Below are 16,835 nucleotides of genomic sequence, written 5' to 3'. Positions count from 1 at the left end.
GTGGCGCCGGTGACGGCGTCGCCGACCGCGACCTCGACCGGAACCGACTCGCCGGTCAGCATCGAGGCGTCCACGGCGGAGGCGCCCTCGACCACCACCCCGTCGGTGGCGATCTTCTCGCCCGGGCGGACCACGAAGCGCTCGCCGGCCGTCAGCTCGGCGGTCGGGACGCGGACCTCGGCGCCGTCGCGCAGCACGGTGACGTCCTTGGCCCCCAGCTCCAGCAGCGCCTTGAGCGCGGCTCCGGCGGTGCGCTTGGACCGCGCCTCGAAGTAGCGGCCGGCCAGGATGAACGCGGTCACCCCGGCGGCGGCCTCCAGGTAGATGTTCGAGGAGCCGTCGCTGCGGGCGACGGTGAACTCGAAGCCGTGCCGCATCCCGGGCATCCCCGCGTGCCCGAAGAACAGGGCCCAGAGCGACCAGAGGAACGCGGCACCGGTGCCGAGCGAGACCAGGGTGTCCATGGTGGCGGCGCCGTGGCGGGCGTTCGTCCAGGCGGCCCGGTGGAAGGGCCAGGCGGCGTAGGTGACGACGGGGGCGGCGAGGGTCAGCGAGAGCCACTGCCAGTTGTCGAACTGGAGGGCCGGGACCATCGCCATCGCGATCACCGGGACGGCCAGCACCAGCGCGGTGATCAGGCGCTGCCGCAGCGGTTCGAGTTCGTCGGCCGACCCCACCGGCCCGCTGGGTCCGCCGGTCGGCCCGGCGGTCTGCGGCGCGGCGGCGGGCCGGGACAGGGCGGCGGTGTAGCCGGTGGCCTCGACGGTCGCGATCAGGTCGGCGACCCCGGTCGCGGCACCCGCACCGGAGCCGGAGCCCTCGCTCGCCACGGTGATCCTGGCCTTCTCGGTGGCGTAGTTGACGGTGGCGGTGACGCCGTCCATCCGGTTGAGCTTCTTCTCGATCCTGGCGGCGCACGAGGCACAGGTCATGCCGCCGATCAGGAGTTCCACCTCGGTGGAGGCGGGGGCCTGGGTGGTCATCTGGGCTCCTCGTGGTCGTCGAGCGGGGTGGCGACCGTCGGCCGTGGTGGCGGGCGGCGGTCGGGCGGCGACGCGGTGGATACACCTGGGGGGTATCCACCATGGCGACGTCGCCCGCAGTTCTTTTATACCCCCAGGGGGTATCTCGGGCAAGCTTTCGACCCGTGATGAGGACTACCCCCTGGGGGTACCACGGACAGGCCGGGAACCGGACACGACGGAGCCCCGGGCCGGAGACACCCCCGGCCCGGGGCTCACAGGTCGTGCGGGATCAGCTGAAGTAGCCCAGCGCCCCGACCGCGCAGAGACCGCCCGCGCCCATGAAGACCGGCATCAGCACCTTGAGCTCCACCCAACTGCCGGCCCGGAACCGCATCCCCTTCGGCGGACCGAGCGGGTACCAGCGCTTGCGCCCTATCGGTATCGGCCAGAGCACCGGGCAGCCCGACACGGTCAGCGCGTCACCGAGGCAGTGCACGAGCGCGCCGAGGGTGATCGGCAGGCCGATCCACAGGTACTCCTGCCCCGGCTGGTCGAACAGCCAGAGCGAGCCGTTGCCCGGCTTGTCGAGCACGTACGTCAGCATCCACGCGCTGGTCGCGCCCAGCAGCCAGACCAGGACGTCGCTGGAGACCCGGGCGTGCCGCCACAGCAGGCCCTCGATCGCCAGCACCATGTGCACGAAGAGCACCGCCAGCACTCCCCACCGGCCGCCGTAGACGGCGGCGGCGGACGCGCCCGCCCCGCAGAGCACCGCCCAGAGCCAGGTGTGGGTCAGCGTCCGGTGGCCACCGGTGCGGCGCGGGTCGTGCCGGCTGCGGGTCGACTTGTAGACCGCGTACGAGAGCTTGTCGATCACCTCGCAGAGGACCCGCGACACCGGGCCGAACGCCCGGGATATGGTCGCCGCCTTGTGGTCGAGGTCCGGCGCCAGCGCGGCGCCCGCACAGATCAGCGTGCCCGCGAGGAGCACGGGCCACGGCATCGGCTCACCGAGCCCCGTCGCGATCGCTCCCGCGCCCAACCACGCCGCCGCCCCCGACAGCGAATGCGCCGGTCCCATCATCTTCTGGCTCCCGCCCTCGTTCCGAACCGCCCGTCGCGAGGGCTTCGCGAGGGCTTGACGGGGCGGCAGCTTAGTCGTTCATGATCGGAACCACCCGGTCGCGGGCGGCACGGGCGCCCCGCCCCCGGACCGTCCGGGCGGAACCGGACTGCCGGGCGCGGGGACGTGACGGCCGGTCACCCCGGCGGGCGCCCTCGATGCCCGGGCGGGTCGCGGACGCCGGAGCGCCCCCGCGCGGGGGCGCTCGACCTCAGCCGGCGACTCCCGGTCCCCCCGTCGGCCCGGTCACGGCCCCCGCCGCGCCCGCTGTGGCCGTGTCCGCCGCGCCCGCCGACCCGCGCCAGCGCGGCCGGGAGAGCGTGGTGACCGCGCGCAGCAGCCACTCCACCGGCCCGTACGGGTGGCGGGCCAGCCACCAGCGGCAGAACACCGCCTGGGCCGCGAACAGCGCGACGCCGATCAGCGCGACACCCGACGGCGGGACCCGGCCGATCAGCCCGACACCGACACCGGTGAAGAGGAGGACGCAGACCAGCGACTGCGTCAGGTAGTTGGTCAGCGTCATCCGGCCGGGCGGCGCGAGCGCCGCCACCATCCGCCGGCCGTGGCGGCCCCGGGCGATCCGCAGCACGGTCGCCGCATAGGCGGCGGCCAGCAGCGGCGCGGTGATCACGTCCACCCCGAGCGCGAACACCTGGAAGGAGGCACCGGGGTTCCGGAGGGCCGAGTAGGTGTACACCGCGGCGCCGAGCAACCCGAGCGGGAACCCCCAGACCTGGAGCCGACGGAGCGTCCGGTCGTGCCGGCCGGGTTCGGCCAGCGCCCGCAGCCGGCCGGCGGCGAGCCCGAGCAGGAAGGCCGCGAGCGCGGCCGGGGCCTGGAAGAAGGCCAGCAGGAAGAGGACGTCCGGCAGCTGGTCGAGGTGGGCCCCGACCACCGAGCCGAACCCGCCGCGCAGCGCCTCGGTGGCGTGCTGCGCGTCGGCCGCCAGCACCGCCCGGTCACCCCCGTCGGCGCCCCGCAGGGCCACGGCGAGCAGCAGGTACGCGGCCGAGGTGACGGCGAACAGGACGACCGCCGTCCGCACCGCGGTCCTCGGCCGGAGCCGGCGCAGGGCGAGCAGGATCAGCCCGAGCACGGCGTAGGTGGTGAGGATGTCGCCCGGGAACAGCACCACCGCGTGCAGCACCCCGAGCACGAACAGCCCGGCCAGCCGCCGCAGGAAGCGCGGGGTGAAGCGGACGCCGCGCCGTTCGGCGGAGTCGAGCTGGAGGGTGAAGCTGTAGCCGAAGAGGAACGAGAACAGCAGGAAGAACTTGGCCTCGAACAGCAGCGCCACCAGCAGCCGGACACCGGTGTCGAGCGGCGAGCCGAACCCGGGCTCCTCCACGCCGGTGCCGTGGTAGGCGGACGCCAGGTAGGTGATGTTGACGGTCAGGATGCCGAACAGCGCGAAACCGCGCAGTGCGTCGACGTCGGCCAGCCGGGCCGGTGCGGCCCGGCCGGCCTTCGCACCCTCCGCACCCTCCGTACCGTCCTGCTCCGGCTTCCCCCTCCGCCCGCGCTTCTCGCGGGCGCCTGCCTCCGTCCGCACCGCGCGGCCACCGGTGCCGCCTCCGTGGTGTCCCATGATCCCCCTCCGATCTATTGCTTTCAAAACGCTCGTCCCGGGAATGAACGTTACAGGATCGATCGAGCAAGCTCGACCGGGACGGAGGGAGGCGGCCGCAGAACGCGAAGGGCCCCGGCCCGAGAACCTCCCGCCGAAGCGGGAGGACTCGGACCGGGGCCGGAGGGTGATCGGTCAGGCAGTGGTCCAGCGCTGGTTCGCGAAGGAGTGGCAGCTCCACATCCAGAGCGGAACCATGTTCTGGCCGCCCGCGGTCATGTCGTCGACGCAGCGGTCGGAGACCGGGTTGTACAGGGTGCCGTCGCCCCGGAGCTCCCACTTCTGGTTGTCCGCGCCGGTGCAGCTGCGCACCGTCACCGGGCTCCCGTTGGCGGCGCCGTCGGCCGTCACGCACTTCTCGTAGACCCGGACGGTCTTGTCCGTCCGCAGGTCGTAGCGCTGGTTGAGGCCGTTCCAGCAGTCGTACAGCTGGATCTGCGAGCCCTCGTCCGGGCCGTTGGCATCCATGCACTTGCTGTTGTTCGCACCGGAGTGGAGGTTGACCGGCCGGTTGGCGGTGCTGATCCACTTCTGGTTGCTGTAGGAGTGGCAGTTCCACAGCCACAGCTGGACGCCGTCACTGCCGCCGGCCGTCATGTCGTCGATGCAGCGCCCGGAGTCAGGGTTGTACAGGGTGTTGTCCTGACGCAGCGTCCACTTCTGTCCGGGCGCGTCCGGCACGCAGGTGCGCAGGTTGACGGAGGCGCCGTTGTAGGTGTTGTCGGCGGTCACGCACTTGTCGAGAGTGCGCAGGGTGCCGTCCGTACGGAAGGTGAAGTGCTGGTTGTCACCGTTCCAGCAGTTGTACAGCTGGAGCCGGCTGCCGTCCGCGCTGCCGTTGGCGTCCATGCACTTGTTGGTGTTGGCACCGGCGTGGAAGCTGATGGTGCCGCCGGGGTAGCCGAGCGCCGCCGCGGAGAGGAAGCCGGTCACCGGGGCGTCGGCCTTGCCGGTGGAGGTGATGCCGCTCCAGACGTTGAGGACCCCGCTGGTGTCGCGCGTCCACAGGTCGGGGACACCGTCGCCGCTGACGTCACCGGAGGAGGTCAGCTTGGGGAAGTCCGCCGCCGAGGCGTGACCGATCAGCGTCCGCGTGCTGTCGTCGACGAGCGCGGTGATGTCGGGCTTGCCGTCGGGGAGCTTGCGGCTCGGGTACTGGTAGATGTTGCCGGTGCCGTTCTCCCGCACCCAGAGGTCGATCAGACCGTCGCCGGTGGCGTCGCCGGGGGCGATCAGCGTGCGGTTCGACCAGTCGGCGGTGCTCAGCGGCGTCCCCGAGGCGTAGACGCCGGTCGCGGAGGAGCTGCGGAAGAGCCAGAGCCCGACGTGGCCTGCGCCGTCGTCCTCCTGGGTGAGGAGGTCGTAGCGGCGCTTGTCCGCGGTCGGGTCGGGGATGCCGACGGTGTCGATGTCACCGATCGCCAGGAGTCCCTTGACCCGGCTCCAGTCGGTCTTGTGGTAGCCGACGCAGCTGGCACCGGGGACGCCGATCGTGCTGCAGGCCATCGGACGCCGCGAGAGGACGGCGTTCCTGCTGCTGAAGTAGAGGTTGCCCTCGGACTGCAGGCTGCTCGCCCAGAGCGAGTTGCGGTAGGAGTACAGGGTGGAGTCGGCGTAGACGATCAGGTCGTCGATCCGGATGCCGTTTCCGCCGCGGTGGGTGACCAGCGCCTTGTCCCAGCCCCTGCCGCCCGGGCTGTTGGCCTTGTCGGAGGCCATCGGCCCGCCGAAGCTCGGCTCGACACCGGCCGGGTACAGCATCAGGTTGCCGTTGTTGTCCGGGAGGACGAGGTCCACCTGCGCGTCGTTGGTGATGTCACCGAGGACGGTCTTGGCGTTCGGGTCGGACGGGGCGAAGAAGCTGTAGGTGTTCTCCTGCGAGCGGTTGCCCGCGCGGTCCACGGCCTGCACCCGGAGCAGGTTGGTGCCCCACATGGTGGGAGTGAGGTTGATGACCGCGGAGCCGTTGCCGGAGGCGTCGACCCGGTTGGCGCCGCCCACGGGGATGGCCGAGTTGAAGGCGTACTCGTAGTAGAGCACCCCGCTGGCGTTGTCCGTCGCGTCGAGGGTGAACGCGCCGGCCTCGCCGATGTGCTTGGTCGAGCCGGGCAGGGTGCCGGACGCCGGGTAGTCCGCGGACGTGACGGTCGGCACGGCGGGCGGGGTGAGGTCCAGGCTGAACTGGCAGCCGGCCGACCAGCCGGAGGGGAGCTCGCCGTCACCGGTCTGCACGCGCCAGTAGTAGGTGTGGCCGTCCTGGAGGTTGCCGGGCGTGACGGCGGCCTCGTGGTTGCTGTTGCCGAGGTTGCCCCAGCCGCTGTCCCAGGCCACCGGCTCGTCGGCGGTGCCGAGGTCGCGGACCTCGAAGCGGGCGTCGATCTGGTTGCTGTCCGGGTCGCCGACCCAGGCGGACAGGCGGATGCCGGTGGCGGCGTTGGTCGCGCCGATCCAGCCGCAGCCGTTGCCGTTCGGGTTCTGCGGGGCCGGGCTCATCCCCAGGCTCCACGGTGCGTACGGGGCGCGGTTGTACTCGACGTACAGGTACGGCAGCTTGGCCGGCGTGCGGGTGAAACGCTTGAAGCTGATGTTGCCGTTGTTGCCGTCCCGCTTGGACTCGTCGGCCGCGAACAGGCCGAACGACAGCAGACCGCGCCAGTTGTTGTCGCTCAGGTGCTGGCGGACGTCCCACTCGCCGGTCGTGGTGGCGCCCGGGCAGCCGTCGCCGCCCGCGCTGTTCAGCGTGGCCGTGCCGAGCGAACCCCAGTCCCAGGGCTGGTTGTTCCAGGAGGTGCTGCCGTCGATGGGGTGCGTGGGGTGCAGCGTGACGCCGTAGGTGGACGCGCAGTTGTTCGCCGCGGCGTACGACTGCGTGGCCACCAGGGCGGCCTTCCGGATGACCTTGTCACCGAGGTCACCGGCGTCGAGCTGGATGTAGTAGCGCTCCAGCCCCTTTTTGGTCTGCCACTGCTGGTAGCCGACCCCCGGGTCGTACGCGTTGCCGTAGTCGTTGTAGTGCGTGACCGTCGGGTACGCCTCCTGGACCCAGGTCCAGTTCTGCGTGCCCCGGTTGGTGGGCGTCCACGTCGGGTCGATGTAGACCGGGTAGGTCGTCGTCGGGGCGTCCAGGAAGGCGCTGTCGGGCGTGACCGTCAGCGAGGTGCCGGCGGGCGTGGCCGACAGCTGCGAGACGTTGGCGCCGAGGCCGGGGCCGTCCGCGTCCGAGTGGACCTTCAGGCCCTCGGAGTCGGCGGCGGGGGCGGCTGCCGGGGCGTCCGCGGCGGAACGGGCCGCGCGGGCACCGGACTTCGCGCTCGCGCTCGCAGGCGCGGCCGGGGCGGCGGTCGTGCTGGAGTCCCACATGGTGGGAGCGGGGGCGCGGAAGACGACGCGGCCGTCGGCGTCGGTGGCGTTGAGGTTGCCGCCCGCGTCGGCGCTCACCGAGACGCCCTCGGTCTTCAGACCGAGCGCGATGGCCTTCACCTTCGGATCCTGCGCGGCGGCCGGGGTCTTGACCACCAGGACCTGCGCGAACCCGCCGGCCTGGTTCGCCGTGAGCTTCAGGTCGACGCCGGGCGCGACCTCGGCATAGGTGGCGCTCTCGCCGTCCAGGGTGGGCGCCGGCAGCGCACCCGGCCAGCTCAGGGCGAGCTTGCGGCCGTCCTGGTCGAGAGTGGCGAGAGGTCCGGACCCACCACCCGAGAACGTCAGCTGATTGCTCGTCACCCTCGGCCGCAGGGTGCCGTCGGACGCCCGGGCGAGCGTCGCGTCGAGGTCCTTCCAGACCCCGTCCCGCTTGGCCCGCGCCGGGGCCACGGTACGCCGCAGACCCAGCGTGCCGTTCGGGTTAGCGACCACCGTGTCGGTCTCGGTGGTCAGCACCGCGATCTCGACCGGCTTGCCGCTGCGCCGGGCCTCGGCCAGCGCGGCGGCCTCGGCGGCCCGCTGCGCGGCCTCGGCGGCCGTACCCGGCACCGCCGGGGCCTGCGCCTCGACGACCGGAGAAACCGGGGAAACCGGGGAAACCGGGGAATTCCCCTCGGCGGCAAGGGCGGGGGCGGTAGAACTGAGCATGCCAACAGTCAGTACGATGCCGACCGATGCGGCCAGCATGGATCTGCGTCGACGACTGCGATGGGGGGATATCGACCCCATAAGAGGAAACCTCTCGTCAGCTGGTGGATTGCCGTGCGGATATCGGCGAACGGGAACCTAACATCCGCGCACGACGTCTTTTCTGACGGATGGTCTTCCGCGCTGTGAGGCACCTCACAACTGCGAGCTCTCCGTAGTCAAAGCCCTGGTCGGAGCGGCGGGACGCCCACGATCGGTGAGGGTGCATCAGGAGATTTGTACGGTAAAGAAGGGCAAAACACCCCCTCTCTTCGCACGCTGCGTAAGGTCGGGAGTGATCATCGATTCCCCCCCGTTCGTTGTATCCCGGCCGGGGCTCCGGACACCGATGGACCAGGTTCGCGAACGGACGTTAGGCTCCGCGCGAAAATCCCTGTTCAGCAGGCCTTCCGACGGAAGGTCTGCTTCGGCATGCCAGGAGGCAAGTCGTGTCGGTATCACCGGACGGATTCCACGCCAAACGGCGGTCACGAGGGAGACGGCGGCTGACCACCGCCGCGGTCCTCGTGCTGTCGATGCTGGCCGGCGTGGGACCTGCGCACGCGGCGGCGTGGAAGCCCCGCAATCCCACCCAATGGTCGCCCCGCGACCTCGACCGGACCCCGGCGGTCGGCGGCAAGAACGCCGCCCCGGTCAAGGCCGTCCCGCTCAAGGGCGACGGCGCACCGGCCTGGAAGGCCGGTGCGGTGGCGTGGCCGGGGGCGGTGGACGCCGAGGTCGACCTCGCGCCCAAGACCGCGACCCCGAAGAGCCTCAAGGAGTCCGCCTTCGCCGCCGCCCCGGCGGCCGTGCCGGCCGGTGGCCAGGCGGGTACCGCACCGGTGTGGGTGAGCTCGCCCGCCGTGGCGGCCGTCGCCGCCGCGCCGGAGGCCCTGCGCAGCGAGCGGGCGACGCCCGCCTCGCACAAGGTCCGGGTCACGGTCGCCGACCGGCCCGCCGCCGAGAAGGCGGGCGTCAACGGCCTGCTGCTGGCGGTGCGTCCGACGGCCGGCGGCAGTACGGGCTCCCCCGTCAAGGTGGACGTGGACGTGTCCTCGATCGAGGGTGCGTTCGGTGGTGACTGGCTGTCCCGGGCGCGTCTGGTGGCGCTGCCCGAGTGTGCGCTCACCACGCCCGAGCGGGCCGAGTGCCGCACCCAGACGCCCGTGGAGACGCGCCGCACCGCAGCTCGGCCCGGTCTGCTGAGCACCGACGTGGAGCTCGCGGGCGGGTCCGCACAGGCGGTCCCGGCGGCGGCGGAGCTCGGTGCCCGGTCCCTGTCGGCCGCCCCGTCGGGTGGCACGGTCCTGGCCGCGTCGGCCGCTCCGGGTGGTTCGGCGGGGACGTTCGCGGCGACCGGTCTGGCGCCGTCGGGGACGTGGAGCGTCGGTGGGAACACCGGCGGCTTCAACTGGTCCTACCCGATCGCGGTACCGGAGGGCCTGGGCGGCTCGAAGCCGAACGTGTCCCTGTCCTACAGCTCGCAGTCGGTCGACGGCCGGACCGCGGCGACGAACAACCAGTCGTCGTGGATCGGTGAGGGCTGGGAGTACACGCCCGGCTTCGTCGAGCGGCGCTTCAAGCCCTGCGCGAAGGACGGCCAGACCGGATCGGGCGAGCAGTGCCTGGCGGGCTGGAACGCCACCATCTCGCTGAACGGCCGCTCCTCGACCCTGGTGCGCGACGACGCCACCGGCACCTGGCGGCTGGAGGGCGACGACGCCTCCCGCGTCGAGCTGCTGACCGGCGCCACCAACGGCGACAACAACGGCGAGCACTGGAAGGTCACCACCACCGACGGCACCCAGTACTACTTCGGCCTGGGCCGCAAGCCCGGCGCAGGGGTGGGCGCCCCGGCCTCCAACTCCGCCTGGACGACACCCGTCTACGGCAACAACGCGGGCGAGGACTGCAACAAGCCGACGTTCGAGGCGTCCTGGTGCGACCAGGCGTGGCGGTGGATGCTCGACTTCGTCGTCGACCCGCGCGGCGGCCTGATCTCCCACTGGTACGACAAGGAGACCAACCACTACCAGCGGGGCGTCTCCGCGCAGAACCCGTCCGGGACCCGGACCGCGTACGTGCGCGGCGGCAACCTCGCCCGGATCACCTACGGCTCCAAGCTCACCGACACCGACAGCGTGAAGCCCACCGGGCAGGTCGTGTTCGACGTCACGGAACGCTGCCTGCCCGACGCCTCGTTCGACTGCGCGCCGAACAAGCTGAACACCGCCAACGCGGGCAAGTGGCCGGACGTCCCGTTCGACCAGAACTGCACCGCCACCGGCACCTGCGAGAACTACCAGGCCACGTTCTGGTCCACCAAACGCCTGACGAAGATCACCACCCAGGTCCTCAACGGCGGCTCCTACGCCGACGTCGACTCCTACGTGCTGGCGCACGAGTACCCGGACCCGAAGGACCACACCGCCCCGGCCCTGTGGCTGAACTCGATCACCCACTCGGGCCACGACGGCGCCAACCGGATCGACCAGCCGGCCATCACCTTCACCGGCAAGTTCCTCAACAACCGCGTCGACTCCGGCAGCGACAACAAGCCCCCCCTCAACCGGCGGCGCGTCATCGGCGTGACCGCGGAGACCGGCAAGACCACCGAAGCCGTCTACGCCGACGCCGACTGCGCACCCGGCGCCCTCCCCACCGCCCAGGACACCAACGGCAAGCGCTGCTACCCGGTGTACTGGAACGCCGACGACAAGAGCCCGCTGCCCCCGACCCTGGACTGGTTCCACAAGTACGTGGTCTCCCAGGTCAACGAACGGGACCCGTTCGGCGGCTCACCCGTGCGCACCACCACCTACGAATACGTCGGCCCGGCCGCCTGGCACCGCGACGACGACGAGTACACCGAGACCGACCGCCGGACGTGGAACCAGTTCCGCGGCTACGAGCAGGTGATCACGCGTAGCGGTGTCGCGCCGGATCCGATCGGCAAGGCCGTCGCGTACTACCTGCGCGGCATGGACGGTGACGTCAAGGCCGACGGCAGCAAGCGTTCCGTCACGTACTCCGACATCGGCGGTGCGAGCGTCAAGGACGCCAACCCGCTCGCGGGTTCGCTGCGCGAACGCCAGACCTACGCCTCCGACGGTGGCGCCCTGATCGCGGTCTCCAAGTCCGACCCCTGGCTGTCCACCGCCACCGCCACCCACAACCGCGGCACCGCCCTGCCCGCCCTGACCGCACAGATGCTGCGCAACGGCTCCGGCAAGGACACCGCCCTGCGCTCCGACGGCACGTGGCAATCCACATCCAAGACCGCGACGTTCGACACCCACGGCATGCCCGTCAAGGTCGTCGACCGCGCCGACGGCCTGCCCGACCTGTGCGCCTCCACCCGATACGCCCGCAACACCACCACCTGGACACTCGACCGCGTCGCCGAAACCGTCCAGACCAAGGACGGCTGCGCCACGGTCAGCGGCTCGGACCTCGTCGCGTCCGAGGCGAGCACGCTGGGCCGTAGCCGGGCGTTCTTCGACGGCCAGGCGTTCGGGGTCCTCAACGGCCCGGGCGCGGTGACCCGCACCGAGGAACTCGACGGGTTCTCCGGCGGCCAGCCGGTGTTCTCGCTGGTCTCCACCGTGGGCTACGACGCCTACGGCCGGGTCACCACCAGCACCGACTCCGCCGGGGCGACGACGACCACCGCCTACGAACCGGCCGCGGGCGTCCAGCCCACCACCGTCAAGGTCACCAACGCCAAGGGCTGGACCAGCACCACCACCTTCCACCCCACCCGCGAAGTGCCGGTCAAGTCCGTCGACCACAACGGCCGCACCTCCCAGCAGAACGTCGACGCCCTCGGCCGCACCACCGCCACCTGGCAACCCGGCCGCACCCCCGGCACCGACCTCGCCGACACCCTGGTCGAGTACCGGCTCACCGGCACCGGCACCACCTCCGTCACCACCAAGTACCTGCGCGAGAGCGGCAGGGACTACACCGTCGGCGTCGTCATCCTCAACGCCTTCGGCGAGCAGATCCAGACGCAGTCCACACCCGCGAACAACGCCGCGGGCGCCCGCATCGTCAGCGACACGTTCTACGACAGCCACGGCCAGGTGGTGAAGACCAACCAGCCCTACATCAACCGCACCGGCGAGCCCGGCACCACCCGGTTCGTCGCCAACGACAACGAGATCCCCGGCCAGAGCGCCGCGTTCTACGACGGCCTGGGCCGCCCCGTGGTCCAGACGTTCTCCTCCAAGGCCATCGAGCAGTGGCGCTCCACCGTCTCCTACCCGGGCGTGGAGCGCACCGACGCCACCCCGCCCCAGGGCGGCACCGCCACCACGAGCCTCGTCGACGCCCGCGGACGCTCGACCGAACTGCGCCAGTACCACGGCGCCACCCCGCAGGGCGCCTACGACGCGACGAAGTACACCTACGACGTCGAGGGCAAACTCGGCCAGGTCACCGACGCCGCCGGCAACGCCTGGAAGTACGGCTACGACGTCCACGGCCGCCAGACCCGTTCCGAGGACCCCGACAAGGGCGTCATCACCACGGTCTACGACGCCGCCGACCGCCCCGTCTCCACGACCGACGCCCGCGGTGTCACGGTCGCGGTCAGCTACGACATCCTCGGCCGGCCGCTGTCACGCAACCTCGGCAGCACCGCCGGCACCCCGCTGGCCACCTACGAGTACGACACCCTCCTGCCCGGCCTGCCCACCGCCGCCACCAGCTGGTCCGCCGGCAAGGCCTACCGCCAGGAGGTCACCGAGTACGACACCGCCTACAACCCGGTCGCCACCAAGGTCACCGTCCCCGACGGCGAAGGCGCCCTGACCGGCACCTACACCTCCAACACCTACTACGACGCGATCTCCGGCCTGCCGTTCCAGACGGACCTGCCCGAGGTCGGCGGCCTCCCGGCCGAGACCATCAACACCGGCCGCAACCCCAACGGCCTGCCGGTCTCCCTCGGCGGCCTCGACGACTACGTCAACTTCACCAACTACGACGAGCTCGGCCAGCTCCAGCGGATCACCTACGGAGACGTCCCCAAGCAGGTCGCCCTCACCCACACCTACCAGCCCGGCACCGGCCGCGTCCTGCGCTCTTTCCTCGACAAGGAGGACGGCCAGACCTCCCTCGACATCACCGACTACACCTACACCCCCGCCGGTGACGTCACCTCCGTCTCCACCTGGCGCAACGACGGCCAGACCGACACCCAGTGCTTCACCTACGACCACCTCAAGCGCCTGACCCAGGCGTGGACCGACACCGGCACCACCACCACCCGCCCCGGCCCCTCCGTCCCCGGAATCGGCGGCTGCACCAACACCACACCCAACCCCGCCACCAACGGCGGCCCCGCACCCTACCGCCAGTCGTTCACCTACGACGTCACGGGCAACCGCACCGCCACCACCGACCACGACCCCACCGGCGACACCACCAAGGACATCACCAGCACCCACACCTACCCCGCCCCCGGCCAGCCCCGCCCCCACGCCCCCACCACCACCCAGACCAAAACCGGCAACGGCCCGACCGTCACCACCGGCTACACCTACGACCAGACCGGCAACACCCTCACCCGCCCCGACGAGGGCGGCAACACCCAGACCATGACCTGGGACCCCGACGGCCACCTCGCCACCGCCGCCACCAGCACCGGCACCTCCACCTACGTCTACGACGCCGACGGCAACCGCCTTCTGCGCCGCGACCCCGGCCGCACCACCCTCTACCTCGGCGGCACCGAGCTGAGTCTGAACACCACCACCGGCGAGGTCACCGGCACCCGCTACTACCCCACCGCCGGCGGCCCCACCATCGTGCGGACCTCCGACGGCCGGCTCAGCTACGTCGCCTCCGACCACCACGGCACGGGAACGACGGCGATCGACGCCGCCACACTCACCGCGACCCGCCGCGCGTTCAAACCCTTCGGCGAGGAACGCGGCACCCAACCCGCCCCCGGCCAATGGCAGGGCGACAAGGGCTTCGTCGGCGGCACCCAGGACAAGGCCACCGGCCTCACCCACCTCGGCGCCCGCGAATACGACCCCAAGAACGGACGCTTCCTGTCCGTCGACCCGGTCATCGACGCAAGCGACCCCCAACAGCTCCAGGGCTACCTCTACGCCAACAACAGCCCCCTCACCTACACCGACCCCACCGGCCTGTGGTGGGGCTCCAGCATCGTCAAGAAGGCCGCCAACGCCGTCAGCAAGACCGTCGACGTCGTCAAGGAGAACTACAACACCATCTCCAACATCGGCCACACCGTCCTCGACGTGGCCGGCATGATCCCCGTCATCGGCGACGCCTGCGACATCATCAACGGCGTCTGGTACGCCGCCGAAGGCGACTGGAAGAACGCCGCACTCTCCCTCGTCGCCGTCGTCCCCGTCATCGGCAGCGCCGCCACCGCCGCCCGCATCGCCTCCAAAGTCGCCAACGCCGTCGACACCGTCACCGACGCCGCCAAAGCCATCGAACGCGGCAGCGGCGCCGCCCGCGGCGCCGGCAAATCCGTCCCCTCCTCCCCCTCCCGCCCCCGTGCCGGAGCCACCGGCAGCAGCGGCGGCAAAGCCGGCCCCGCCCCGGGCGCCGGCAAAGCCGGCGGAGGCAAAGCCACCAGCAGCGGAAGCAGCAAGGCCAGCGGCGGCAAGGCGGCCGGAAGCGGCAGCAAGCCCAAGGGCGGCAGCAGCAACGCCGGCGGGCGGCGATCCCCGAACTGTGATAACAGCTTCATCCCTGACACCCAGGTGATGATGGCCGACGGCACCACCAAGCCCATCGACCAGATCACCACCGGCGAAACCGTCCTCGCCACCGACCCCGCCACCGGACGCGTCGAAGCCAAGCAGGTCACCGCCACCATCATCGGCGAAGGCGACAAGAACCTCTACGAGATCACCGTCGACCCCGCCACCACCACAACAACCCCACAGATCACCCGGCCCGCCGACGACAGCGTCAAGGCCGCCGCCACCTACACCGTCGACCTCACCAAGACCCAAACCCTCACCGCCACCGACAACCACCCCTTCTGGCTCCCCCAGACCCGCGAATGGCTCACCGCCGACAAACTCCAACCCGGCCAATGGCTGGAGACCTCCGCCGGCACCTGGGTCCAGATCAGCACCATCCGCTCCCACACCCAGCAACAGCGGGTCCACAACCTCACCGTCAGCGACCTCCACACCTACTACGTCCTCGCAGGCACCACCCCCGTCCTCGTCCACAACTGCCCCGAGGGTGGCGGTGGAGGCTTCTTCTCCCGAATTTTCGGGAGTAAGTCCAAGTCGCCCGAGGTAGCCCATCAGCCGAATGCGACGGTCGGCGATCTTCGCGGAATCAAGCACGACAATGTCGACGCCAAGGGAAATTGGCTGTCGGATCCCCAGAAGGCCGGATTCGCAAGGTCGATGACAGACGAGCAGCTCCTCAAGAGCACGACCCAGCCGCTTGATGGCGAAATGAGCCTCCTTCGATTCCACGCGGAAGACAACTACATGATCGAGGGAAATCACAGAATGGCTGAGCTGCTCAGGCGCGCAACAAGCTCAAGGCACCCTGCGATCACGCTTGACACGCCGATCTACATCCACCTCTGGCCAGGATCTGGCTGACCAGCGAGTTAACCTCAGGGGTTGAGCGTAGAGGAGGCTGAGCGCATCCTCTACGCTCAACCCCTACTATGTGGATAGCATTCACTGGACAAGGACGGAGAGCGCCCGTGAGGCACTTTGACGACTGGGACGCAGGCTCGTTCTTGAAAAATATCGCCATACTTGAGATTAGAGCAATGGCGCGGCGCGCAAAACCTATGGAATATTGGCCGAATGATGATTACGTAGCCTGCATCGCATGGCTCGCGGACCTCTGTCACGCCATGCCTGACGCTTTCAGTCGCGGTAGCGGCTTGCGCAGAATGATTCGAATCTACAATTATCACCGACGACGCCCTTTTACCCACGCATGGAAAGTGGCCGATTCAATGGGCCGAGATTGGATAACCGATCGACTGACGCGCGAGGGAATTTCATGGGACCCGCCAAGTTCGGTGGACTGACATTCATGTTTCCATCGCTCTCTGGGCAGTGCGTCGTCCGTCCGTGAAGAAAAAACGCCTCTCATATCTTCCATACCGGGCGCCCCTCCCTGATCGACCCCAGCGGGAGTGGGGGACCGAGGTGGGGGGGTGGGGTGGACCGGGGGCCCGGGTGGGAATGGCACCTGGGGGCTGCGGGAGCGGCTCGGGCCGGTGGGAGGATGACGCCGACGACGACGGTCGCCACGCACTCGGTGAAGGCCCGGGGGGCGCCGTCCGCAGGGAAGGCCGCACCACATGGCGACGTACCGACCGATCGTTCCGCTCCCCCGGGGCGAGGACGGCCCGCTCTGGACGCGCAACGACGCGCTGCTCGCCGTCGGGGCGACCTCGATGGACCTGCTCGGCTACGCGCTCGGCGCCGCCGAGGGCTTGCCCGTCACCCCCCTGGGGCTGCTGCTCGCCGTCGTCGCAGGCCTCCCCCTGCTCGGCCACCGTCGCCGCCCGACCGTCGTGCTGGTGTGTGTCCTGGCCGTCAGCCTGCTGCAGAGCCTGACCGCGCCGATGGCGCACCACTTCAACAGCACCGTCGCGGTCGCCCTGTTCCAGGCCACCCGCGTCGGGCGTGTCTCCGTGACGGTGCCCGGCGCCCTGGCCGCGATCGTCATCCCGCTGGTCGGCCTGGGGCGGACGATGCCCCCGCCGGTCATGGACATCGGTGGTGTCTCGGTCGCGGTCGCCCTGGTCGTCGGCTCGGCCCTCGCGGTCGGCCGCTGGCAGCGCGAGATGGCGATCAAGCGGACCCTGCTGGCGGACCGCGCGGTGGCGGACGAGCGCCGTCGCATCGCGCGGGAGCTGCACGACATCGTGGCGCACCACATCACCACCATGCAGCTGATGGCCGGCGGCGCGCGGGCCAACCTCGGCCGCGACACCGAGGTCGTGCGCGAGGCCCTCGTCTCGCTGGAG

At 70.7% G+C, this 16,835-nt stretch carries 6 protein-coding genes; 2 read left to right on the top strand and 4 right to left on the bottom strand.

Features of this window, described 5'->3' with window-relative positions:
• The 4 genes from PUR61_RS01670 to PUR61_RS01655 all read right to left on the bottom strand — a co-directional run.
• Positions 1-983, bottom strand: a 983-nt coding sequence (locus PUR61_RS01670) for a heavy metal translocating P-type ATPase (protein ID WP_329874858.1), incomplete at its 3' end; no start/stop codon positions are given.
• 271 nt (positions 984-1,254) lie between these two features.
• Positions 1,255-2,049 carry a metal-dependent hydrolase gene (locus PUR61_RS01665; RefSeq protein ID WP_329874856.1) on the bottom strand — a complete coding sequence of 265 codons (795 nt, stop codon included), beginning with the start codon at positions 2,047-2,049 and terminating at the stop codon, positions 1,255-1,257.
• Positions 2,050-2,299: 250 nt separating this feature from the next.
• Complete coding sequence (locus tag PUR61_RS01660) at positions 2,300-3,679, bottom strand: DUF418 domain-containing protein (protein WP_329874854.1); 1,380 nt, start codon at positions 3,677-3,679, stop codon at positions 2,300-2,302.
• A gap of 174 nt (positions 3,680-3,853) precedes the next feature.
• Positions 3,854-7,690: a ricin-type beta-trefoil lectin domain protein gene (locus PUR61_RS01655; protein ID WP_329874852.1), complete on the bottom strand. Its 3,837-nt coding sequence runs from the start codon at positions 7,688-7,690 to the stop codon at positions 3,854-3,856.
• A gap of 587 nt (positions 7,691-8,277) precedes the next feature.
• Between PUR61_RS01655 and PUR61_RS01650 the strand changes: the two genes are divergently transcribed.
• A complete protein-coding gene (locus PUR61_RS01650) occupies positions 8,278-15,444 on the top strand; it encodes an RHS repeat-associated core domain-containing protein (RefSeq protein WP_329874850.1) in 7,167 nt (2,388 codons plus the stop codon).
• A 719-nt stretch (positions 15,445-16,163) separates the two neighbouring features.
• On the top strand, positions 16,164-16,835 hold a 672-nt coding region (locus PUR61_RS01645; RefSeq protein WP_329874848.1), incomplete at its 3' end, for a histidine kinase dimerization/phosphoacceptor domain-containing protein.

The sequence above is a fragment of the Streptomyces sp. BE20 genome, from assembly GCF_036322525.1.
Lineage (GTDB): Bacteria > Actinomycetota > Actinomycetes > Streptomycetales > Streptomycetaceae > Kitasatospora.
The sequence above is the reverse complement of the archived record's forward strand: the minus strand, read 5'-3'. Positions and strand labels throughout refer to the sequence as shown.

Coding starts and splice junctions, on each gene's coding strand:
- PUR61_RS01665 (WP_329874856.1), bottom strand. CDS start 2,049: ATGATGGGACCGGCGCATTCGCTGTCGGGGGCGGCGGCGTGGTTGGGC.
- PUR61_RS01660 (WP_329874854.1), bottom strand. CDS start 3,679: ATGGGACACCACGGAGGCGGCACCGGTGGCCGCGCGGTGCGGACGGAG.